Source organism: Actinokineospora sp. PR83 (assembly GCF_021056305.1).
In the GTDB taxonomy this organism is placed as follows: domain Bacteria; phylum Actinomycetota; class Actinomycetes; order Mycobacteriales; family Pseudonocardiaceae; genus Actinokineospora; species Actinokineospora spheciospongiae.
Genome location: NZ_JAJCXD010000011.1, coordinates 115633 through 137187 on the forward strand (window position 1 = coordinate 115633; position 21555 = coordinate 137187).

Here is a 21555-nt window from a genome sequence, read left to right on the forward strand (position 1 = left end):
GACCGTGTTCTCACAGGTCAGCGGGTGAAATGTAGTGCTGTTCAATTGTGGAGCTGAGGGGACTCGAACCCCTGACCCTCACACTGCCAGTGTGATGCGCTACCAGCTGCGCCACAGCCCCGGATCAGCCACGCTCGGGAGGGGGCTCCCTGGCGTGCTGCGCATACGTTACAACACCCCGTCCGGAGGGCGAAAACGGGGGGTGCCCTCTTGGGGGCTTCCCAGGTCCGACCTGGGGTGTTAGACCGGAGGGCGTGACCGGACTGGACAGCGTTGTCCCGATGGTGGACGCGGCGGCGGAGGGTGTTGGCGTCGAGGAGCGGCGGGGGGTGCAGGAGCGGCGGCTCCGGGGGCTGGTGGACCGGTTGTTGGGGGCCGGTGGGGTGCAGGCGGAGCGGTTGCGGGATTGCGGGGTGTCCTCCGGGCGGGACGTGGGGTTGGAGTCGCTGGGGAGGTTGGCGACCGTTCGGAAGCGGGACCTCTGGGAGCACTACCCGTACGGGTTGCGGGCCGTGGACTCCGATGAGGTGGTGTGCGTGCACGGGTCCTCGGGGACCGGGGGGCGGCCGACCTTGGTGCCCTACACCGCTCGTGACCTGGACATATGGGGTGAGGTGATGGCTCGGGCGTTGGGTGGGGCGGGCGCTACCCGGTCGAGCGTGGTGCACAACGCCTACGGGTACGGGTTGTTCACCGGGGGGTTGGGGGTGCACCACGGGGCCGTGCGGTTGGGGGCGGCTGTGGTGCCGGTGTCCGGGGGGATGACCGAGCGGCAGGTGCGGTTGGTCCAGGACTTGCGGCCGGACGTGTTGACCTGCACGCCCTCGTTCGCCGTCCACCTCGGGGAGGCGATGGCGGATGCCGGGGTCGAGCCCACTTCGCTGCGGGTGGGGTTGTTCGGGGCGGAGTCGTGGACGGACGGGATGCGGGGGCAGATCGAGGCGCTGTTGGGCATCCGGGCGTTGGACGTCTACGGGTTGTCCGAGGTGATCGGGCCGGGGGTGGCGGCGGAGTCGTTGGATTCCGAGGGGATGTTGAACGTGGCCGAAGACCACTTCTACGTCGAGTGCCTCGACGCCGAGGGGAACCAGGTGCCTGACGGGACGCCGGGGGAGTTGGTGTTCACCACGCTCACCAAGACCGGGATGCCGCTGTTGCGCTACCGCTCCGGGGACGTGGCCGCGCTGGCCGGGCCCGTGCCGGGGGCGCCGCGGACCCTGCGCCGCATGTCGAAGGTCCTCGGGCGCACCGACGACATGCTCGTGATCCGCGGGGTCAACGTCTTCCCCTCCGAGATCGAGGCCGTCCTCCTCGCCGACGGGCGGGTCGGTCCGCACTACCTCGTCGTCGAGGATCGGCGGGTGGCGGCGCGGCCGGAGTTGCGGGTGCTCGTGGAGGCGGTGGGTGGGGGTGACTCCGTGGGGGCGGCTCTGGTGGGGGCGCTGCGGGAGCGCCTGGGGTTGACCTGCGACGTCCGGGTGGTCGCCGCGGGGACCGTGCCCCGGGCCGGGGCAGGCAAGGCCCAGCGGCTGGTGCGGTGGGCGTCGGGGCCTGCCCCGGTGGCGGGGTTGGACTGATCTGCGCGGGGTGGCACCCGCTTTGAGCACGCTTTTCGTGACTGTGCGCGATCCACTGGGGACGGACGGAGAAAATGTGGTGTGACCTGTAACACTGCTGTGGTTCCGGGTGATTCCGGGGTATGGCCGATGAGCAGGTGGGTACCGAGGTGGCCCGGGCGGTGGTGTCCCGCCAGGTTTTCGAGGGCCTGGGGTGGGAGCGGTTCACGCCCCACGCGGCGGCGGGCGTGCTGGGGGTGATCGTGCTGCTCGGGGCACCCACCCGGGAGCAGATCGCGCGGCTGGCCGGGCAGTCCTCGGACGCCGCGGTGGGGGAGGCGGCGCCCGCGTGGGTGGGGTTGGAGCCGTGGGAGGTCGGTGGTCCGGACCGGGAGCGGGCGAAGGTGCTGCGGGACCTCGTCGCCGAGGTGGACGGGTACGCGCGGGGGCTGGGGGTGGTCGAGCCGCGCACGGTGGGGGACGTGCTGGACTACCTGGTGGCGTGCCGGGTGGTGACGGGGTTCGTCGAGAACCGGCGGACGCGGTTCCGGCTCAACCCCCGGGCGCCGCTGCCCGCGGAGGTGTTGGACCTCCCGGCGGAGGTCGTCACCGCGGAGGACGAGCTGCGGTGGCTGGCGCTGCACCGGCCGGTGGTGCGCGGGCTGATCGACCTGTTCGGCGCCCACGGCGACGACCCGGTGGACGTGCTGCACACCAGCCTGGGGGAGTTGGCGGGCAGGCTGCGCGTCGAGGTGGAGACGGTGCGGGCGGCGGTGGTGATCCTCGGGGAGCAGCCCGACTTCGAGGTCGGTCCGGACCCGGAGCGGCTGTCGGCGGGCGATCCCGTGCGCATCGCCGTGGACTGGGCGAACTTCCTGGACTTCCGGTTCGACGTCGCCGCGGGGGACCTCGGGGCGGACTGACGGCCGGGCGCCGCGCTCACCCCGATCCGGTGCGGCCGGTGAGCGGGTGAGAATGGGCGGATGTCGGACGAGGGCACCGCCGCCGTGCAGCGCACCCGGAACAGGTGGGGCGAGGGGGAGCGGCTGCGCGGGGAGATCCTCGACGGCGCGGGCCGGTTGCTCTCGGAGCTCGGTGGGGGCGACGGGCTGACCATCCGGGGTGTGGCGCGGGTGGTGGGGATCGCGCCCGCCAGCATCTACCAGCACTTCGCCGACCGGGAGGCGCTGGTGCGGGGGTTGATCGCGCACGAGTTCGACCGGCTGCGCGACCTCATGCGCGCCGCGGACGAGGCCGTCGACGCCGGGGACGCGGTGGGGCGGTTGCGGGCGCGGCTGCACGCCTACTGCGCCTTCGCCGTGGACAACCCGGGGCACTACCGGTTGATGCTGGGCAACGGGGCTGAGCGGCCCGCTCCTGACCAGCCGCCCGCCGGGCCGCTGGTGGACGTGATCGACACCCTGCGGGTTGCCTTCGAGCGGTGCGCCGAGGCCGGGCACGCGCTGCGGGTGCCCGCGGACCGGGCGGCGGTGGTGGTGTTCGTGGGGGCGCACGGTCGCGTGGCGTTGCTGCACAGCAACCCGGGGGAGCAGCACGCGCGGGCTGTGACACCGTTCGTCGACGAGTTGGTGGACCTGCTGTTCGTGTAGTCCGTCACACCGGTACGGCCGGTTTTTCCCTTTTCTCCCAACGGGTCTTGCGCCATCGAGGTGAATCGGGGCGCGCGTGGTTGGCAGGGGTTCACCAGGTTGCCTAACATCTGTTCAGTAAGTATCCGAACAATTGTTTGGTGACTGTGCGTGGTGTCAGGAGGTCTGGTGACCCAGGTTGTGCCCGAAGCCCCCGCCTACCCGATGGCCAGGGACGGCCGCTGTCCGTTCGACCCGCCGCCGCCCCTGGGCGGGCTGCGCGAAGAGGCGCCGGTGTCGCGGGTGCGGCTGTGGGACGGCAGCACCCCGTGGCTGATCACCCGGTACGCGGACGTGCGGGCGGTGCTGGCCGACCCGCGGGTCAGCTCCGATTCCGACCTGCCCGGCTTCCCGCACACCACCCCGGGGGTCGCCGCGCGCCGGGGGCGGGTGAAGTCGTTCATCACCATGGACGACCCCGACCACGCCCGGCAGCGCCGGTTGCTGACCTCGGACTTCACCGTGCGCAAGATGGAGGCGCTGCGGCCGCGGATCCAGGGGATCGTCGACGGGCTGATCGATGACATGCTGGCGGGCCCCCGACCCGTCGACCTGGTCCGGGCGTTCTCGCTGCCGCTGCCGTCGTTGGTGATCTGCGAGCTGCTCGGGGTGCCCTACGCCGACCGGGACTTCTTCCACCGGGCGAGCAGGACGATCATCGCCCGGGACGTGACGCCCGAGGACGCGGTCGGGGCGACCGACGACCTGTTGGCCTACCTGGGCGACCTGGTCGACCGCAAGGACGCCGAGCCCGCCGACGACCTGCTGAGCAGGCTGGTCGCCGAGCAGTTGCGCACCGGGGCGATGTCGCGCGCGGAGATCGCCTCGATGGGCCTGCTGCTGCTCGTCGCAGGCCACGAGACGACCGCGAACATGATCACCCTGGGCACCGCCGCGCTGCTGCGCGAGCCGGGGCAGTTGGCGCTGCTGCGCGACAGCGGCGACCCGGCGGTGGTGGCGAACGCGGTGGAGGAGTTGCTGCGCTACCTCACCATCGTCCACCTGGGACGCAGGCGGGTGGCGCTGGCGGACGTCGAGGTGGGCGGGGTGCTCATCCGCGCGGGCGAGGGGATCGTCGTCGCCACCGACGCGGCCAACCGCGACCCCGGGGCGTTCGCCGACCCGGACGCGCTGGACATCACCCGCAAGGCCCGCCACCATGTTGCCTTCGGGTACGGCGTGCACCAGTGCCTGGGGCAGCCACTGGCCCGGGTGGAGATGCAGGTCGCCTTCGAGACGCTCTACCGGCGACTCCCCGGCTTGGCCCTGGCCGAGCCCGTGGAGCGGCTGCCGTTCAAGCACGACATGATCATCTACGGGGTGCACGAACTCCCCGTGACGTGGTGAGCCAGGGAGAGGGAGTCATCGTGAAGGTCGAGATCGACCAGGACAAGTGCATCGGCGCGGGCCAGTGCGTGGTCGCCGCGGGCGCGGTCTTCACCCAGCGCGAGGACGACGGCATCGTCGAACTGCTGGTCGCCGACGTGCCCGCGGACTCCGAGGACGGGGTGCGCGACGCGGAGATGGTGTGCCCCGCCGGGGCCATCGTCGTCCACGACTGATCGGTACAGCCGTCCACGACTGATCGGTACAGCCGTCCGCGACCGATCGGTACAGCCGTCCACGACCGATCGGTACAGCCGTCCACGACTGATCGGTACAGCCGTCCACGACTGATCGGTACAGCCGTCCACGACCGATCGGCGCGGTCGTCCGCGACTGATCGGCACCGTGGTCCGCGATCGGTCGGCGACGTTGTCCACGACTGAGCAACGCGGTCGTCCGCTGGTGGGTGTCGTTGTCCACAGTTGAGTCCGCTGTACCGCACGGGGGCGTCCGCGAGCGCGGGCGCCCCTTGTCGTCGGTGGCGGCGGTCCTCGGAGTTCGCCCGATCGGGCGAACTCCCCTCGCGAGTCCACTGTAGACGGAAGCGTTGGGCCGTTCGTGGCGGTGCGGTGGGAAACTGGCACATCGGGGGTGATGTGCGCGGCGGATTTGTCACGGGCGCACCTAGCCCGCCGGGGCGGTTTCCGGCGATGCTCGTCAGCGCCGATCTTGTCGAAGGAGCCGAGGGGGCGCGATGGGCAGCGACAGCCCGGCGGCCGGTGCCGAGCCGTCCGCTCCCGGCCGGGCCGCGGCGCTCTGGCCGGTGGTGGTGCTCGGGGCGGTGGCCGCCGCGGTGGTCGCGGTCGGGTTGACCGCGACCACCGCCGCACCGGTCTTGGCCGGGCTGCCGGACCCGGGGATCGCCGTGCGGGCGGGCCTGCCCGGGGTGCGGGCGGTGGCCGAGGTGCTGGCGGTGCTGGTGGTCGGGGCGTACCTGGCCGCCGTGCTGCTGGTGCCCGAGGGGCCCGACCGGGACCGGGCGCTGCGCCTGGGCGGGCGGCTGGCCGGGTTCTGGGCGCTGCTGTCGGCGGTGCTGGTCGTGCTGACCGTGGCCGACGCGATGGGCATGACGCTGGGCGAGGTCGTCGTGCCGAGCATGCTGTTCCCCGGCATCGGCCGCTTCACCGTGGCGATCGCCTGGCTGGTCTCGGCGCACCTGGCCGGGCTGGTGTGGCTGTGGGAGAAGCTCGCGGTGCCGCCGATCGCGCTGCTCGCCACCGCCGTCGCCGGGGTCGCCCCGGTGGCGCTGACCGGGCACTCCTCGGCGGGTGGCAACCACGACTGGGCGGGCGACAGCCTGATGGCGCACGTGGTCGCCGCGTCGGTGTGGGTCGGCGGGCTGGTGGCGGTGCTGGTGGTCGCGGGCGCGCACCGCTCTTACGCCGTTCCCGCCACCAGGCTGTACTCGGCGATCGCGCTGGGCTGCTGGCTGGTGGTCGCCGCGACCGGCGTGGTCAACGCCTTCCTGCGCGTGCACCCGGCGGACCTGCTCACCACCCGCTACGGGTACCTGCTGCTGGCGAAGACCGCGGCGGTGCTGCTGCTCGGCGCCCTCGGGTACCTGCACCGCGTGCGCACCATCCCGCGCCTGGAGGCGGGGAAGTTCCGGGCGTTCCTGCGGTTGGGCGCGGTCGAGGTGCTGCTGATGCTGGTGACGGTCGGCATCGCCGTCGGCCTGGCGCGCTCCCCGGGGCCGCGGGCGGGGGCGGCGCCGGGGTCGGTCACCGAGGAGCTGCTCGGCTACGGCCTGCCGGACCGGCCGACGCTGACGCGGTTGCTGACCCAGTGGCGGCCGGACCTGGTCTTCGGCACCCTCGCCCTGGTCGGCGCGCTGTGGTACCTGGGCAGGCTGCGGAAGCGGGCCTGGCCCGCGGAGCGCACCGCCTCCTGGCTGCTCGGCTGCCTCGTGCTGCTGGTCGCCACCTCGTCCGGGCTGGGCCGGTACGAGCCCGCGGTGTTCAGCGCGCACCTGCTGGTGCAGGTCCTCGTCGGCTTCGTGGCCGCGGTGCTGCTGGCCCACGGCCGGGCGCCGGAGCTGGCCGGGCTCCGGGCGCCAGAGGACGCCGGGGAGGCCGGGGCGGGGCGGTGGCCGAAGCCGTGGACGGTGGCCGGGGTGTACGCGGTCCCCCCGCTGCTGCTGTACGCGGGCGGGCTGCACGACCAGCTCGCCGGGCAGCACTGGGTCCGGGTGGTGCTGCTGCTGTGGTCGCTGGCCGCCGGGTGGGTGCTGTTCTCCGCGCCGGTCCCGCGCCGCGGCCCGGTGCTGGCCGTCGCAGTGGTGTACCTGGTGTGCGGCATCGCCCTCCTGGAGCGCGAGAGCGTCCTGGGGCAGTCCTTCTACACCGCGCTGGACCTGGGGTGGCGGCACGACGCCGCGGGCATCCAGGCGGCGGCGGGGTGGATCGCGGTCGCCGCGGCGGTGCTCGTCGCGGTGTACGCGGGCAGCCTCGGTGCACGCCGGGAGCCCGAACCGTACTGAGGTGTCGACCCCGGGGTGTTCGCTCCGGGCGGGTTCGCGGTGGGCGGAAACGGTGGAGGCGGTCGCTGCCGGTCCGGTTGGCTGGTCCCATGCGACGACTGGTGGTGGTGGCCGTCCTGGCCGCGGTGGTGGCGCCGACCGGCGGGCAGGCGGCGGCAGGCCCGCGGTGGGGTGCCTGCCCGGAGGACGTGGTGGGCCAGTGCCTGCGGGTCAGGGTGCCGATCGACCACGCGCGGCCCGGTGCGGCGTCGATCGACCTGGCCGTCTCGCGCATCCCGGCGGCCGACCCGGCGCGGCGGGTGGGGGTGCTCGTCCTCGCCCCCGGCGGACCCGGGGGCGCGGGGCTGGGGCTGCCGGGGCAGCTCGCGGCCCTGCTGCCGCGGTCGGTGCTCGACCGCTACGACCTCATCGGGTTCGACCCCCGCTTCACCGGCCGCAGCGCGCCGGTGGGCTGCGGGCTGACCGAGGCCCGGCTGCCGGACCTCACCCCGTGGCCGCGCCGGGGCGGCACGCACGCGGTGGCCGTGGACGTCGCCCGCCGGTGCGAGCGCCACGCCGGGGAGGCGCTGCAGCACATGGGGACCGGCGACACCGCGCGCGACCTGGACCTGGTGCGGCGCGCGCTGGGGGAGCGCAGGATCTCCTACCTCGGGTACTCCTACGCGACCCACCTCGGCGCGGTGTACCAGTCGCTGTTCCCCACCGCGGTCGACCGGATGGTCCTCGACAGCGCGGTCGACCCGGCCCGGGTCTGGCGCGGCGCGCTGCGCGGGTGGGGCGAGGGCACGGAGGTCCGCTTCCCCGACTTCGCCGCCTGGGCCGCCGCCCGCGACGGCGAGCTGGGCCTGGGCGCCACCCCGGCGGCCGTGCGCGCCGCCTACCTCGACGCCGCCGCCGACCTCGACCGGGCGCCGCGCACCCTGCTCGACGGCAACCCGCTCACCGGGAACCTGCTGCGGGAGGGGATGCGGGAGGCGTTGTACGCCGATGTCAACTTCCCCGCCTTCGGGGCGGTCCTGGCCGACCTGCGCCGGGGCGCGACGCCCGCGGTCACCCAGGGGCAGGTTGCGCCGATCCTGGCGGGCAGGGCCGCGCCCGCCTCCCGCGGCTGGCCCGCGGTGCCGGTGGACAACTTCGCCGCGGGCTTCCTCGGCGTCGTCTGCCGCGACGGGGCGTGGCCGGGGGACCCGGCGGTCTACGCGCGGACCGCGCGGCGGGAGGCGGCGCGGTACCCGCTCGCGGGGGCGATGGCGGCCGGTGAGTTCGCCTGCGCCGCGTGGCCGACCGGTCCGGCACCGCAGCGCGTGCGCCCGGCCGCCGCGCCGACGCTGGTCCTCGGCAGCACCCGCGACCCGGCCGGTCCGCTGACCGGGTCCTCGGCGATGCGGGCCGCGCTGGGGGAGCGGGCCGCGCTGGTGACCGCCCGGCAGGGCGGGCACGGCGTGTACCTGCTCTCCGGCAACGCCTGCGCCGACGCGCTCGTCTCGGCCTTCCTCGACGGCGGAGCCCTGCCGGGGGACGTTTTTTGTTGACATGTGCGCGTCCGGGGCGGCGTCCACTGTGGATGTGTCACAACAGCGGACCGCTCCACTCCTGATGAAGGTGCGGCCTCGCGGTGCGGCTCGTGTACAAATCCGGGGCGGGAAGTGCGCTCCCGGTGACAAGAAGCGGGTTGCCGTAAGGTTTCCGTTGCGTTGACGCGGAATACTCTGCTATCTATTGGCGCAGCCTTGTGCGGTTCGTCACCGTCCGCGCGGGGCCGGGACGAGGCTTCGAGGCGGACGGGGAGGGCGGATGGGACAGCGCGGATGGGGCACCCCGGTTCGCCTGACCGGGACCCGGGCGCCGGGCCGCCCCCACCCCGCGGGCGGGTCCGGCGGGCACCGGCGCGGCGGGGGCCGCGTCGGCGGCGGTCGCCAGGAGCGACCCCGGTAGGGCTCCGCTGCCCCGCACGCGCCTTCCGGCCGCTCCCGCGCCGGGAGTCCTTCCGCCGTGCCGTTTAAACATCGAATTTCGTGATTCGCGCCGTGTGCGCTCCGTGGGCCGATTTTAGCGAGAAAAAGGCCTGATCCGGTGCTGCCGCCGGTGGCGGTCGTTCTTGTCACCCCCAGACAACTTCACCCTCGGGTACTCGGGGGTTTTTGTCGCTGTCGGTCATCGGGCAAACCGACTCTCGGATGCCTTCGGTATTTCTCGTGCCCGTGGTCAAAAACCGGCTCCAGTATTGTGCGCTGAGGTGGAAAACCGCTGGTCGCGGCCAGGTTGGACGGGTCCGGTGCGGCGATGCCGAGGGGTTTTCGCGGTATGCGGGTGTCTGACTCTGCTAAGCGCGTGGCGGCGGAACTGCGGTCGGTGACAAGTTCTGAGTTAATGCAGCCGAAATGTCGGCCAGTCCTTGCCACGCCTTGTGCGCCTGGTTAGTCTCTTGTCTGGCGGCTATCGGCGGAAACCACACGGTTTCCCCATCGGAATACTCGCCGTACTCTCGGCCGAGCGGATCATTCCGCTGTGGCTCGTATCGATGTGGATACACCAAGCAAGGAAGGTTGACCGTGAACCCTCGCAAGGTTTCCAAGAAGCTGGTCACGGGTGTTGCCGTGACCAGTGCGGCCGGTCTCGTCGCCACCGGTCTGCTGCTCGGCTCGGGCTCCAGCTCCGCCGTGCCGGTCTCGCTGACGCTGAACTACACCTGCCCGTTCCCGCTGATCGGCAACCAGGCGATCAAGGCCGTCATCACGACGGACCTGCCCGCCACCGTGGGCATCGGTGAGCCGACCGGCGAGATCAAGATCAACGCCGTCACCACCGTCCCGGAGACCGCCACCCAGGGCCTGACCCTGGTCGGCGCGACCACCGTCGAGGGCTCGGCGCTGGCCGCCTCGACCGTCGCGGCGCCCGGCATCACCCTGCCGGTGAACGTCCCGATCACGGTGCCGAAGACCAACGTCCCCGCTTCGGGTGCGTTCGAGGTGCCCGCTTCGGGTTCGGCTCCGTCGCTGTCGTTCACGCAGCCGGGCGAGGCCAAGATCACCGTCGGTGACCTGAAGCTGACCCTGACCCCGAAGAAGGCCGACGGCACCGAGACCGGCCTGGGCACCTTCGACTCGGCCTGCACCCAGGTGCCGGGCCAGAACAACCTGCTGCACACCTTCACCATCGGTGGCGGCGGTGGCACCACGCCTCCGACCACCCCGCCCACCACCCCGCCGACGACGCCGCCGACGACGCCTCCCACGACGCCGCCGACCACGCCGCCGACGACTCCCCCCACCACCCCGCCGACGACGCCTCCCACGACGCCGCCGACCACGCCGCCCACCACTCCCCCCACCACCCCGCCGGGCAACGGCGTGAAGGTGTCCTACGGGATCTCGGGCAGCACCAACCTGCAGAACCTGGGCGGCCCGCTGCCGCTCAAGGGCACCTTCGACGCCACGGCCGACCTGGCCGCGGGCAAGTACGTCGGTGACCTGAAGCTCGACCCGACCAAGGGCTCGTTCAAGGTGTTCGGCTTCCTGCCGAGCGACGCGGACGTCAAGCTCCAGGCCGTCGGCCAGCCCTCGGGCACCGTGGCCACCGGCAAGATCACCTTCAACGGCAAGGTGAACGTGATCCTGTCGAAGCTCACCCTGTTCGGCCTGCCGATCAGCCAGGGCGACGCCTGCCAGACCACCGCCCCGGCGGACATGAAGCTGGCCTCCACCGGCAACTTCGACGTCCTCAAGGGCGGCAAGATCAGCGGCACCTACGGCCTCGCCGGTGTCAAGGACTGCGGGTTCCTGACCCCGATCATCTCCGCGCTCGTCCAGAGCTCGAAGAACACCATCGACCTGACCCTCACCGCCAAGCAGTAATCACGACCCCGGTGAGATCGGTTGACCCCGACGGTCGAAACTGACCGTCGACCCAGCTCCACCCAGTGAAGAGCCCCCCGGCACCTCGTGCCGGGGGGCTCTTCCGCGTTCCGGGGACGGCTACCGCTCGGCGGACACCGGGCGAACGGGCCGGACGAAGTCCGACAGCCGCGCCGCCACCTCGGCGGGCGACGGCATCGCGGCCACCTCCTCGGCCAAGGCCGCGACCCGGGCGGCCACGTCCGCGTCCGCCAGCAGCTCCTTGGCCGCGGCGGTGACCGCCTCGGCCGTCACCTCGTCGCCGCGCAGCGTGCGGGCGGCACCGGAGCCGGTGACCGCGTCGGCGTTGGTGAACTGGTCGGCGCCCTGCGGCAGGAAAAGCTGCGGCACCCCCGCCGCGATCGACCCGAGCGTCGTGCCGCTGCCGCCGTGGTGCACCACCAGGTCGACGTGCGGCAGCAGTTCCGCCTGCGGCACCCACGCCTCGACGGTCACCGAGGGCGGCGGGTCGCCCAGGTCCGCGGTCTGCACCGTCGGACCCGCGGCCACCAGCACCTTCGCCCCGGTCGCCGCCAGACCCGCGATCGCGGTCCGCAGCACCCCGGCGTCGCCGAACGCGGTGCCCAGGGTCAGGTAGATCAGCGGTTCGGCGTGCGCGCGCACCCACTCCGGCAGCTCGCCGGGCTCGGAGAAGGCCACCGGCCGCAGCGGCACCCGGTTCGGGGCGTCGCGGTACGCGGGCGCCTGGATCGACGCCGGGTAGATGTCGAGGTACGGGTCACCGCCTGCGAGGTCGTCCGGGGTGAAGTCGGCCGCGTCCGGCCCGAGCAGCTCCTCGGCGATCCTGGCGAACCCCTCGGCGAACCCGCCGGTCTCGGACTCCTCGGCGGCGACGCGGTCGAACCCGCGGCCGAAGGCGTGGCAGACCGCGGGGACGCCCGCCACCCTCGCCGCGAACGCGGCGCCGATGGTGGCCGCCTCGTACACGACCAGGTCGAACCGCTTGGCCGCCAGCACCGGCTTGAGGTCGCCGAAGAACCGGCGGGGCAGGACGTCGGTGAAGACGAGGGCGGCGATCTTGCCCACCTCCTCGGGATCGCGCTTGCGCGCCTCGTTCGGGCTGACCTCCGCCCCCGCCAGTTCGGCGAAGGCGGTGTGGATGTCGATGCCCACGTCGACGACGTCGAAGCCCAGGGCGATCAGCGGCGCGTGGAACGTGGCCGCGGTGGCGTAGGTGATGTGGTGGCCCTGCTCGCGGGCGGCGATCGCCAGCGGCAGGAGCGGGTAGGTGTGGCCGTGTGACGGCAAGGACGAGAAGAGGAGATCCACTGGACCCAATGTAGGGACATCCGCGGTCGGCGCGCTCGCGCTTTCCGCGCTGTTGCCCGGATCGTCCGGAACTCAATTCCGTCACTGCTGGTGGTTGCGGCCGGTGGTGGTGATCACCACACCGCCGGGGGTCACCGCAGGGCGGGGGGCAGCCCGGCCGGGTCGCCCACCGGCCAGGCCAGCGGGTCGGGGCCCAGCTCGACCAGCGCGCGCACCTGGAGCACGCACCACGGGGACACGCCGCCGTCGCCCGCGAGCACCGAGGCGGTGAACTCCGGCCAGTCCAGCCAGCGCAGGTCGTCGACCTCCTCCGGGTTGGGCCGCGGCTGCTCGTCGGTGACCACCCGGTACACCGGGCACATCTCGTTCTCCACGATCCCGTCCGGCATCACCGCCCGGTAGCGGAAACCGGGCAGCACCAGGTCGACCCGGTGCTCGCCGCGCAGGCCCAGCTCCTCGGCCAGCCGCCTGCGCACCGCGTCGGCACCCGGTTCGCCGACCGCCGGGTGCCCGCAGCAGGAGTTGGTCCAGACCGCGGGCCAGGTCTTCTTCGTCGCCGCCCGCCTGGTCAGCAGGAAGCGGCCCGCCGGGGTGAACACGTAGCTGGAGAACGCCAGGTGCAGCGGGGTGTCGGCGTGGTGCACGGTGGACTTGTCGGCGAGGCCGACCTGGTTCCCGGACTCGTCGAGCAGGACGACCTGTTCGGTGGTGGTCACCCGATCACCTTGCCCCCCGGGGTGACCGGGGGGCAACTCGTGGTGATCACCTTCTCGGTCACAGTTCGCGCGGCGCCTCGATGCCGAGCAGCTCCAGGCCCCGGGTGAGCACCGCCGAGGTGAGCGCGGTGAGCACCAGCCGCGACGCGCGCACCTCGGCGGGCACGTCCGGCTTGAGGATCGGGCAGCCGTCGTAGAACGAGGTGAACGTCGTCGCCAGCTCGTAGAGGTACCCGCAGAGCTTGTGCGGGGCGTAGGCGGTGGCGGCCGCCTCGACGGCCGCGGGCAGCCGCAGCAGCGCCAGCGCCAGCGCCCGCTCCGCCGGGGAGCCCAGCAGCACCTCGGTGCCGGCGTTCGGGGTGGTCCCGGACTTGGCGAGCACCGAGTGGCAGCGGGCGTTGGCGTACTGCAGGTAGACGGAGGTGTTGCCCTCCTTGGCCAGCATCCGCGACCAGGTGAAGACGTAGTCCTTCTCCCGGTCGTTGGACAGGTCCGCGTACTTGACCGCGCCGATGCCCACCGCGCGCGCCACCGCCGCCTGCGCGTCCCCGTCCAGCGAGGACCGCTCGGCCACGGTCTTGGCGGCGTTGTCGACCGCGTCCTCCAGCAGCTCGACCAGCTTCACCGAGCCGCCCGCGCGGGTGCGGATGGTCTTGCCGTCCTCGCCCAGGATCGAGCCGAAGCCGATGTGCTCGGCGGTGTGGTCGTCGGTGAGGTAGCCCGCCATCCGGCTCGCGGCGAAGACCATCGCGAAGTGCTGGGCCTGCGGGGTGCCGACCACGTAGAGCAGGTCGGTCATGCCGCGCTCGCCCGCCCAGTACCGCGCGGTGGCGAGGTCGGTGGTGGCGTAGCCGTAGCCGCCGTCGCCCTTGCGCACGATCAGCGGCAGCGGCTCGCCCTCGCGGTTGCTGAACCCGGGCGGGAACACGCACACCGCGCCGTCGCTGACCCGGGTCAGGCCCTTGGCCTCCAGGTCCGCGATCGTGTCGTCGAGGTACGGGTTGTAGAAGCTCTCGCCGTACATGTCCTCCGGGGTCAGCTCGACGCCGAGCATCCCGTACACCTTCTGGAAGTGCCGGGAGGACTCCTCGACCAGCCGCCGCCACAGCGCCAGCGTCGCCTCGTCGCCGCCCTGCAGCGCCACGACCCGGGCCCGCGACCGGTCGGCGAAGACCGGGTCGGCGTCGAACTTCGCCCGCGCGGCCTGGTAGAAGCCGTTGAGGTCGCTGATGGAGTGACCGCCGTCGGGGGTCCAGCCCTCGTCGAGCAGGTGCTCGATGAGCATCCCGAACGGGGTGCCCCAGTCGCCGACGTGGTTGTGCGGGGTGACCTCGTGCCCGGCGAAGCGCAGCAGCCGCAGCAGGGCGTCGCCGATGATCGTCGAGCGCAGGTGCCCGACGTGCATCTCCTTGGCCACGTTGGGGCTGGAGTAGTCCAGCGCGAACCGCCGCGGGTCCGGCACCGGGTCCACGCCGAGCCGGTCGTCGCCGAGCAGCGCCGCCGCCCGCCCGGCCAGCCAGGCGTCGCTGAGCCGGATGTTGACGAACCCGGGGCCTGCGACCTCGGTGGCGGCCACCAGGTCGGCGGAGTCGAGGTTGTCCACAATCGACTGCGCCACCTCGCGCGGCGGCTTCCCGGCCTTCTTGGCCAGGCTCATCGCCGCGTTGCACTGGTAGTCCACGCCGTCGCGGGTCGAGGGTCGGATGACGGCCTCCGCCGGGGTGATCTCCACGCCCAGGCCGCGGCGCAGCGCCGCCGCCACCCGCGCACCCAGTTCGATCCCGACATCGCCGTACGCCACCGCGCCGCCTCCAGTCACCTCGTGCGTCCCAGGTGACCAGTATCGCGCCCGATGTCCAGCCGATTCCGCGCGGGGCGGGCGCGGCGGTGACGCGCGTCGTCACACCCGCCACCGCCGTCGCCGCGTGCCCCGGGGGCCGGTGCCCGGCAGGGGTACCGCGCGGCGCGCCAGATCCCGACGACAGGCGCCGCGGCGGTCGGGCGGGGGCACCCGGGCGTGCGACCGGGCCAGTATCGGCCGCCCCGGCGTGTGATCACAAGATGTCCGACTCGTCCGTTTTTCCCAGGCGTTCCCAGCGCACTGCTCAGAATGGCGGTATACAGATATCGCCGTTATTTGGATGCTGGTCTCCCGCGCCGAGCGCAGGCGCGACCCCCGTACGAGGAGAGACCGTGATCCGCAGACGTGTTGTGGTGGCCGCCGCGGCGGCCCTGATGAGCCTCGCGGCGTTGCCCGCCGACGCCGCCCCGGGCCTGCGGCTGCTGCCCCTGCCCCCGGGCGCCACCGGGATCACCTTCCAGCGGATCACCGGGACCGGCCTGGTCTACGGGCAGGTCCAGCGCGCCGACGGCAGCAGGCACGCCACCACCTGGCAGGGCGACTCGGTCCGCGAACTGGCCCCGGAGGCGGCGGCCAGCAGCGCCCTGCACGCCAACGAGTTCGGCCTGGTCGCCGGTTCCCGCACCCCGGTGGGCAACGCCCCCGCCGAGACCCGGGCGACCGCCTGGTTCCTCGGCCGCGCCCTCGACCTGCACCCGGCCGGGGCGAGGATCAGCCGCGCCGTGGACGTGAACAACCGCGGCGAGGTCCTGGTGACGTCCTACTTCGCCGGTCCGACCCCGGATGACCGGGGCGTGCAGCAGATCTCGGTGTGGCGCGCCGGTTCGGTGCGGGTGCTGTACCGGGGGCCGCAGGGCAACGGCGACCCGGTGATCGGCGACGGCGGGCACGTCGCGGCGTCCGTGGTGGACGGCGCGGGCGCGCCCACCGTGCGGATCTGGGACGGCCGCGGCCGGGTGCTGGCCGACGTCACCCCGGTGGAGGACTACGTCTCCCCGTTCCCGCTCGACGTCAACACCCGCGGCGAGGTGCTCATCCAGTCCTACGCGGATTACGTCCAGGGCAGGCTCCACCTGTGGCGCGACGGGAACGTGGTTGCCGTCGGCGGCCTGCCCGGTGCGCGGGACGTGCAGGCGAACCCGTTCGACTTCTTCCACCGCACCTTCCTCAACGACTCGGGTGAGGTCGTGGGCACCAGCGACTACCGGGCCTTCCGCTGGCGCGACGGCGTGGCCACCCCATTGGCCCCCGGGAGCGTGGTCAGCTACCCGCAGGGGATCAACGAGCGCGGGGACGTGGCCGTGGAGGCCTGCGCGGGAGTCATCCACCACTGCGCGCCGCAACTCGTCAGCCGCACCGGGGAGACCACCGCGATCGCGGTCCCGCCAGGCAGCGCGGACAACGCGCTCGTCAGCGACATCAACCGCTACCGGCGGCAGGTCGTCGGCGCCGCCCGGGACGCCGCGACCGGCGCCGCCCTCGGCTTCGTGCAGGGCTGACCCCACCCGCCGGGGAGCTACCCGGGCAGGTCGAGGTCCTTCTCGACCGCCGCCAGCTCCTCGGCGGTGCCCTGCACCTTCGGCCCGGTGAACCACTTGCGGGCCGAGGCGAACCACCACAGGGCCGCCCCGCCGAGCACCACCAGGAACGCCACCGGGGTGTAGTTGAACGAGTCCAGGGTGATCGGCGCGGCCTGCGGCAGCATGAACAGCACGAAGATGAACGCCACCCACGCCGTGGCCACGATCCCGATCGGCCTGCCCCAGCGGCCCAGGTGCCACGGCCCGCGCTCGAACGCGTCGCCCTGGCGCACCCGCAGGAAGATCGGGATCACGTAGGCGGTGTAGAGGCCGACCACGGCGATCGAGGTGACCGCGGCGTACGCGGTGGCGCTCCACAGGTACGGCACGGCCAGCAGGAACGCCCCCGCCGCGGCCAACCACACCGAGTTCGTGGGCGTGCGGGTGCGCTTGTTGATCCGGTGCCAGACCCGCGAACCGGGGATCGCGCCGTCGCGGGCGAAGGCGTAGATCATCCGGGAGTTGCCGGTGACCGCGGCCATGCCGCAGAACAACTGCGCGCCGATGGCGATGAGCAGCAGCAGCTTGCCGCCGGTGGCGCCCACCGCGTCGATGAACACCTGGGCGGGCGGCACACCGGTCTCGGAGCCGACGGCGCCGTCGTAGTCCTGGATGGCGAAGGTCAGGCCGATCAGCAGCACCCAGCCCGCGGCCAGCGACACCAGGATCGAGTTGACGATCCCCTTCGGACCGGCCACCGCCGCGTCCTTCGTCTCCTCGGTCATGTGCGCGGACGCGTCGTAGCCGGTCAGCGTGTACTGGGCGAGCAGCAGGCCGATCAGGAACACGTAGACCGGGGAGGCCCAGCCGGTGTCGTTGACGAACTCGCCGAACACGAACGACGCGCTCTGGTGCTCGTCCGGCACGACCACCAGCACCGCGACGATCACCAGCACCCCGACCAGGTGCCACCACACGCTGACGCTGTTGAGGATCGACACCACGCGCACCCCGAAGGTGTTCAGCGCCCCGTGCACCACCAGGATGATCCCCAGCAGCAGGATGGTGTGCCCCGGGGTCGCGGCGAAGCCGAACTGCAGGTCCAGGAACGCGTTGAGGAACAGCGCCGCGCCGAAGTCGATGCCCGCGGTGACCGCGACCTGCCCGACGAGGTTGAACCACCCGGTGAACCACGACCAGGCCGGGCCGTTGCGCGGGGCCAGCTTCGCCGCCCAGTAGTACAGCCCGCCCGCGGTCGGGTAGCTGGAGCAGACCTCGGCCATGCCGAGGCCGACCAGGACCACGAAGAACCCGACCAGCGGCCAGCCCCAGACCATCGTCGCCGGGCCGCCGGTCTTCATGCCGAAGCCGTAGAGGGTCAGGCAGCCCGAGAGCACCGAGATGATCGTGAACGAGACGGCGAAGTTGCTGAACCCGGACATCGACCGGCGCAGCTCCTGGGCGTAGCCCAGGGTGTGCAGCCGGGCCTCGTCGGCGTCCGGGGCCGGTGTGTCCGGGTTGCTGGTCGTGGCCATAGCTGCTCCCCCAATGGGTCGCGGGCGGTCCATTGCCGGAGGGTCCAGTGTGATTCGGGTCATTCTCCCTGGTCAAGGGCCGTTTGACGTAACCACCGGGTGAACGCCGACCACTGCCTGTGGACAGCCGGTTGCGGGACCGGGCTGGCAGGCAGCAGGATGCGCGGAGGACGTTCCAATGGGCCACCGGCCTACCTTTGGGGGACCGCATGCCAGAGACACCGCTGACCGTCGACCGGCTGCGGGAGCTGGTCGACCGGGGCGAGGTCGACACCGTCCTGGTCGCGGTCACCGACATGCAGGGCAGGCTCCAGGGCAAGCGCTGCGCCGCCCGGTACTTCCTGGAGGAGGTCCTCGCGCACGCCACCGAGGCCTGCGACTACCTGCTCGCGGTCGACGTGGAGATGAACACCGTCGCCGGGTACACCTCCTCGTCCTGGGACAGCGGCTACGGCGACTTCGTGCTCCGACCCGACCTGGCCACCCTGCGCCCGCTGCCCTGGCTGGAGGGCACCGCGCTGGTGCTGGCGGACCTGGAGCTGGTCTCCGGCGGACCGGTCCCGGTCTCGCCCCGGCAGGTGCTGCGCCGCCAGCTCGACCGGCTCGCCGAGCGGGACCTGACCGCGTTCGTCGGCACCGAGCTGGAGTTCATCCTGTTCGACGACACCTACGAGCAGGCATGGGACGCGGGCTACCGCGGGCTCACCTCCAGCAACCGGTACAACGTGGACTACTCGCTGCTGGGCACCGGCCGGGTCGAGCCGGTGCTGCGCGCCATCCGCAACGGCATGGCGGGCGCGGGCCTCTACGTCGAGTCGGCCAAGGGCGAGTGCAACCCCGGGCAGCACGAGATCGCGTTCCGCTACACCGACGCGCTCGCCACCTGCGACAACCACTCGATCTACAAGACCGGGGCCAAGGAGATCGCCGCCGCGCACGGCCGGTCGCTGACCTTCATGGCCAAGTACGACCACCGCGAGGGCAACTCCTGCCACATCCACCTCAGCCTGCGCGGCACCGACGGCACCCCGGTCATGGCGGGCGACGGGCCGCACGGGTTCTCCCCGCTGATGGAGCACTACCTCGCCGGGCAGTTGGCGTGCCTGCGCGAGCTGACGTACTTCTTCGCCCCGAACATCAACTCCTACAAGCGCTTCGCCGAGGGCTCGTTCGCCCCGACCGCGGTGGCCTGGGGGGTGGACAACCGCACCTGCGCGCTGCGCGTGGTCGGGCACGGTCCCTCGCTGCGGGTGGAGAACCGGGTGCCCGGCGGCGACGTCAACCAGTACCTGGCGGTCTCGGCGCTGATCGCCGCCGGACTGCACGGGATCGAGAACGAGCTGCCGCTGGAGGACGCCTTCACCGGCAACGCCTACGCCTCCGGGCGGCCGACCGTGCCCCGGACCCTGAGAGATGCCGCGGCCCTGCTCGACGGCAGCGCGGTCGCGCGCGCGGCGTTCGGCGACGACGTCGTGGACCACTACCTCAACGCGGCGCGGGTGGAACAGGCCGCGTTCGACGCGGCCGTGACCGACTGGGAGCGGGTCCGTGGCTTCGAACGGCTCTGACCGGCCCCCCGTCATCGGGGTCACCACCTACCTGGAGCACTCCGCCTTCGGCATCTGGGAGGCCGAGGCCGCCGTCCTGCACCGCGTCTACGTGGAGTCGGTGCGCGCGGCGGGCGGCAACGCCGTGCTGCTGCCGCCCATCGGCGACTGGCGGGCCGACACCGTCGACTGGCTCGACGGGCTGGTCCTCTCCGGCGGCGCCGACATCGACCCGGCCCGCTACGGCCAGGCCCCGCACCCCACCACCGGCACCCCGCAGCCGACCCGCGACGCCGCCGAGTTCGCCCTGGTCGAGGCCGCGCTGGAACTGGGCCTGCCGCTGCTGGCGGTGTGCCGGGGCATGCAGGTGCTCAACGTGGCCCTCGGCGGGACGCTGCACCAGCACACCCCGGAGGTCGTCGGCACCACCGACCACCAGCCGGAGGTGGCCATGTTCGGCAAGACCGACCTGACCACCACCCCCGGCTCGGCGCTGGCGACCATCCTCGGCCCCACCGCCCAGGCCCACTGCCACCACCACCAGTCCCTCGACCGCCTGGGGGAGGGACTGGTGGTCGCCGCCACCGCCTCCGACGGCACGGTCGAGGCGGTGGAGCTGACCGGGCCGAGGTTCGCCGTGGGCGTGCAGTCGCACCCGGAGCAGGACGTCGAGGACGTCCGGCTCTTCGCCGCGCTGGTCGACGCGGCCCGTGCGCACGCCACCAGCCGCCCCCACCGAAGGAGAGCCCCCCGGTGAGCACCCTGGAAGTCCTCGACCCGGCCACCGGCGCCCCGCTGACCAGCGTCGAGGCCGCGGACCTGCCCGCGACCGACGCGGCCATCGCCCGCGCGCACGCCGCGCTGCCCGCCTGGCGGTCGGTCGCCCCCGGCGACCGGGCCCGGCTGCTGCGCCGCTTCGCCGCCGCGGTCGACGGCGACCTGGAGAACCTCGCCCGCCTGGAGGTGGCCAACGCCGGGCACACCATCGGCAACGCCCGCTGGGAGGCGGGCAACGTCCGCGACGTGCTGGACTACTACTCCGCGACGCCGGAACGCTTGTCCGGCAGGCAGATCCCGGTCCCCGGCGGGGTGAACATCACCTTCCACGAACCGGTCGGCGTCGTCGGCGTGATCGTGCCGTGGAACTTCCCGATGCCCATCGCCGGTTGGGGCCTCGCGCCCGCCCTGGCCGCCGGGAACACCGTCGTGCTCAAGCCCGCGGAGCTGACCCCGCTGACCGCGCTGCGGCTCGCGGAACTGGCCCACCAGGCGGGCATCCCCGAGGACGTGTTCCAGGTGCTGCCCGGCGAGGGACCGGTGGTGGGGGAGCGGTTCGTCACCCACCCCCTGGTGCGCAAGGTCGTCTTCACCGGGTCGACGGCCGTGGGCAAGAAGATCATGGCGGGCTGCGCCGCGCAGGTGAAGCGGGTGACGCTGGAACTGGGCGGCAACAACGCCAACGTCGTCTTCGCCGACGCCGACCTGGCGAAGGCCGCCGCGACCGCGCCCTACGCCGTGTTCGACAACGCCGGGCAGGACTGCTGCGCCCGCTCCCGCATCCTCGTGCAGCGCTCGGTGCACGAGGAGTTCATGGCGCTGTTCGAGCAGGCGGTGCGCGGTGTGGTCGTCGGCGCACCCGGGGACGAGGCGACGGAGATGGGGCCGCTGATCTCCGCGCGGCACCTGGCCCGGGTCTCGTCCTACGTGGACGAATCGGACGTCGCCTTCCGCGGCAGCGCGCCGGAGGGGCCGGGGTTCTGGTTCCCCCCGACCGTGCTGTCCGTCCCGGCCGGGCACCGCGCGGTCACCGAGGAGGTGTTCGGCCCGGTCGTGGCGGTGCTGCCGTTCGACGACGAGGCCGACGCCGTCCGCCAGGCCAACGACACCGACCACGGCCTGTCGGCCTCCATCTGGACCCGCGACGTCGGGCGGGCGCTGCGGGTCTCCCGCGCGGTCGAGGCGGGCAACCTGTCGGTGAACTCGCACTCGTCGGTGCGCTACTGGACCCCGTTCGGCGGCTTCAAGCAGTCCGGCCTCGGCCGCGAACTCGGCCCGGACGCCCCCGACGGGTTCACCGAGACCAAGAACGTGTTCATCAGCAGCGAGTGAGAAGTCGACAGCGG

16 protein-coding genes and 1 tRNA gene are annotated in these 21555 nt (G+C 72.8%); 12 read left to right on the forward strand and 5 right to left on the reverse strand.

Annotation, left to right across the window (positions count from 1 at the left end):
* Nucleotides 1-48: 48 nt before the first annotated feature.
* Nucleotides 49-121: transfer RNA gene (locus L6E12_RS04070), tRNA-Ala, on the reverse strand.
* A 133-nt stretch (nt 122-254) separates the two neighbouring features.
* On the opposite strand from L6E12_RS04070, the gene L6E12_RS04075 reads away from it, so the two are divergent.
* The 8 genes from L6E12_RS04075 to L6E12_RS04110 all read left to right on the forward strand — a co-directional run bounded on the left by L6E12_RS04075 (nt 255) and on the right by L6E12_RS04110 (nt 10924).
* Nucleotides 255-1577, forward strand: a complete 1323-nt coding sequence (locus L6E12_RS04075; protein WP_236226513.1) for a phenylacetate--CoA ligase family protein — start codon at nt 255-257, stop codon at nt 1575-1577.
* A 122-nt stretch (nt 1578-1699) separates the two neighbouring features.
* Nucleotides 1700-2479 (forward strand): DUF6042 family protein, encoded by a 780-nt coding sequence (locus tag L6E12_RS04080; protein WP_236226514.1) that lies wholly within the window; start codon nt 1700-1702, stop codon nt 2477-2479.
* Between the two features lie 60 nt (nt 2480-2539).
* Nucleotides 2540-3166 (forward strand): TetR/AcrR family transcriptional regulator, encoded by a 627-nt coding sequence (locus tag L6E12_RS04085; protein WP_236226515.1) that lies wholly within the window; start codon nt 2540-2542, stop codon nt 3164-3166.
* A 204-nt stretch (nt 3167-3370) separates the two neighbouring features.
* Complete coding sequence (locus L6E12_RS04090) at nt 3371-4552, forward strand: cytochrome P450 (protein ID WP_236226545.1); 1182 nt, start codon at nt 3371-3373, stop codon at nt 4550-4552.
* A 20-nt stretch (nt 4553-4572) separates the two neighbouring features.
* Nucleotides 4573-4767, forward strand: a complete 195-nt coding sequence (locus L6E12_RS04095; RefSeq protein ID WP_236226516.1) for a ferredoxin — start codon at nt 4573-4575, stop codon at nt 4765-4767.
* 518 nt (nt 4768-5285) lie between these two features.
* Entirely contained in the window at nt 5286-7070 is a 1785-nt protein-coding gene (locus L6E12_RS04100) for a cytochrome c oxidase assembly protein (RefSeq protein ID WP_236226517.1), read from the forward strand.
* A gap of 89 nt (nt 7071-7159) precedes the next feature.
* A complete protein-coding gene (locus L6E12_RS04105; RefSeq protein ID WP_236226518.1) occupies nt 7160-8602 on the forward strand; it encodes an alpha/beta hydrolase in 1443 nt (480 codons plus the stop codon).
* A 1020-nt stretch (nt 8603-9622) separates the two neighbouring features.
* Nucleotides 9623-10924, forward strand: coding sequence for a DUF6801 domain-containing protein (locus L6E12_RS04110; protein WP_236226519.1), 1302 nt, complete (start codon nt 9623-9625; stop codon nt 10922-10924).
* 120 nt (nt 10925-11044) lie between these two features.
* On the opposite strand, the gene L6E12_RS04115 is transcribed toward L6E12_RS04110, so the two are convergent.
* From L6E12_RS04115 to argS, 3 genes are all read right to left on the reverse strand, one after another.
* Nucleotides 11045-12253, reverse strand: a complete 1209-nt coding sequence (locus tag L6E12_RS04115) for a glycosyltransferase (protein WP_236226520.1) — start codon at nt 12251-12253, stop codon at nt 11045-11047.
* A 131-nt stretch (nt 12254-12384) separates the two neighbouring features.
* Nucleotides 12385-12969 carry an isopentenyl-diphosphate Delta-isomerase gene (idi, locus tag L6E12_RS04120; RefSeq protein ID WP_236226521.1) on the reverse strand — a complete coding sequence of 195 codons (585 nt, stop codon included), beginning with the start codon at nt 12967-12969 and terminating at the stop codon, nt 12385-12387.
* 58 nt (nt 12970-13027) lie between these two features.
* Complete coding sequence (argS, locus tag L6E12_RS04125; protein WP_236226522.1) at nt 13028-14770, reverse strand: arginine--tRNA ligase; 1743 nt, start codon at nt 14768-14770, stop codon at nt 13028-13030.
* Between the two features lie 392 nt (nt 14771-15162).
* Here argS and L6E12_RS04130 point away from each other — a divergent pair, with 392 nt between their 5' ends.
* A complete protein-coding gene (locus tag L6E12_RS04130; protein WP_236226523.1) occupies nt 15163-16329 on the forward strand; it encodes a hypothetical protein in 1167 nt (388 codons plus the stop codon).
* A gap of 17 nt (nt 16330-16346) precedes the next feature.
* On the opposite strand, the gene L6E12_RS04135 is transcribed toward L6E12_RS04130, so the two are convergent.
* Nucleotides 16347-17885, reverse strand: a complete 1539-nt coding sequence (locus L6E12_RS04135; RefSeq protein ID WP_236226524.1) for an amino acid permease — start codon at nt 17883-17885, stop codon at nt 16347-16349.
* A 209-nt stretch (nt 17886-18094) separates the two neighbouring features.
* Here L6E12_RS04135 and L6E12_RS04140 point away from each other — a divergent pair, with 209 nt between their 5' ends.
* Genes L6E12_RS04140 through L6E12_RS04150 form a run of 3 tightly spaced genes read left to right on the forward strand, consistent with a single transcriptional unit; the run spans nt 18095 to nt 21541 of the window.
* Nucleotides 18095-19453 (forward strand): glutamine synthetase family protein, encoded by a 1359-nt coding sequence (locus tag L6E12_RS04140; protein ID WP_304523848.1) that lies wholly within the window; start codon nt 18095-18097, stop codon nt 19451-19453.
* Nucleotides 19434-20189: a gamma-glutamyl-gamma-aminobutyrate hydrolase family protein gene (locus L6E12_RS04145; RefSeq protein WP_236226526.1), complete on the forward strand. Its 756-nt coding sequence runs from the start codon at nt 19434-19436 to the stop codon at nt 20187-20189. The genes L6E12_RS04140 and L6E12_RS04145 overlap by 20 nt, the downstream gene beginning before the upstream one ends.
* Nucleotides 20186-21541 (forward strand): aldehyde dehydrogenase family protein, encoded by a 1356-nt coding sequence (locus L6E12_RS04150; protein WP_236226527.1) that lies wholly within the window; start codon nt 20186-20188, stop codon nt 21539-21541. The genes L6E12_RS04145 and L6E12_RS04150 overlap by 4 nt, the downstream gene beginning before the upstream one ends.
* The last annotated feature ends 14 nt before the right edge of the window (nt 21542-21555 follow it).

Coding starts and splice junctions, on each gene's coding strand:
- L6E12_RS04105 (WP_236226518.1), top strand. CDS start 7,160: ATGCGACGACTGGTGGTGGTGGCCGTCCTGGCCGCGGTGGTGGCGCCG.
- L6E12_RS04080 (WP_236226514.1), top strand. CDS start 1,700: ATGGCCGATGAGCAGGTGGGTACCGAGGTGGCCCGGGCGGTGGTGTCC.
- L6E12_RS04140 (WP_304523848.1), top strand. CDS start 18,095: ATGCCAGAGACACCGCTGACCGTCGACCGGCTGCGGGAGCTGGTCGAC.
- L6E12_RS04100 (WP_236226517.1), top strand. CDS start 5,286: ATGGGCAGCGACAGCCCGGCGGCCGGTGCCGAGCCGTCCGCTCCCGGC.
- L6E12_RS04085 (WP_236226515.1), top strand. CDS start 2,540: ATGTCGGACGAGGGCACCGCCGCCGTGCAGCGCACCCGGAACAGGTGG.
- L6E12_RS04090 (WP_236226545.1), top strand. CDS start 3,371: ATGGCCAGGGACGGCCGCTGTCCGTTCGACCCGCCGCCGCCCCTGGGC.
- L6E12_RS04135 (WP_236226524.1), bottom strand. CDS start 17,885: ATGGCCACGACCAGCAACCCGGACACACCGGCCCCGGACGCCGACGAG.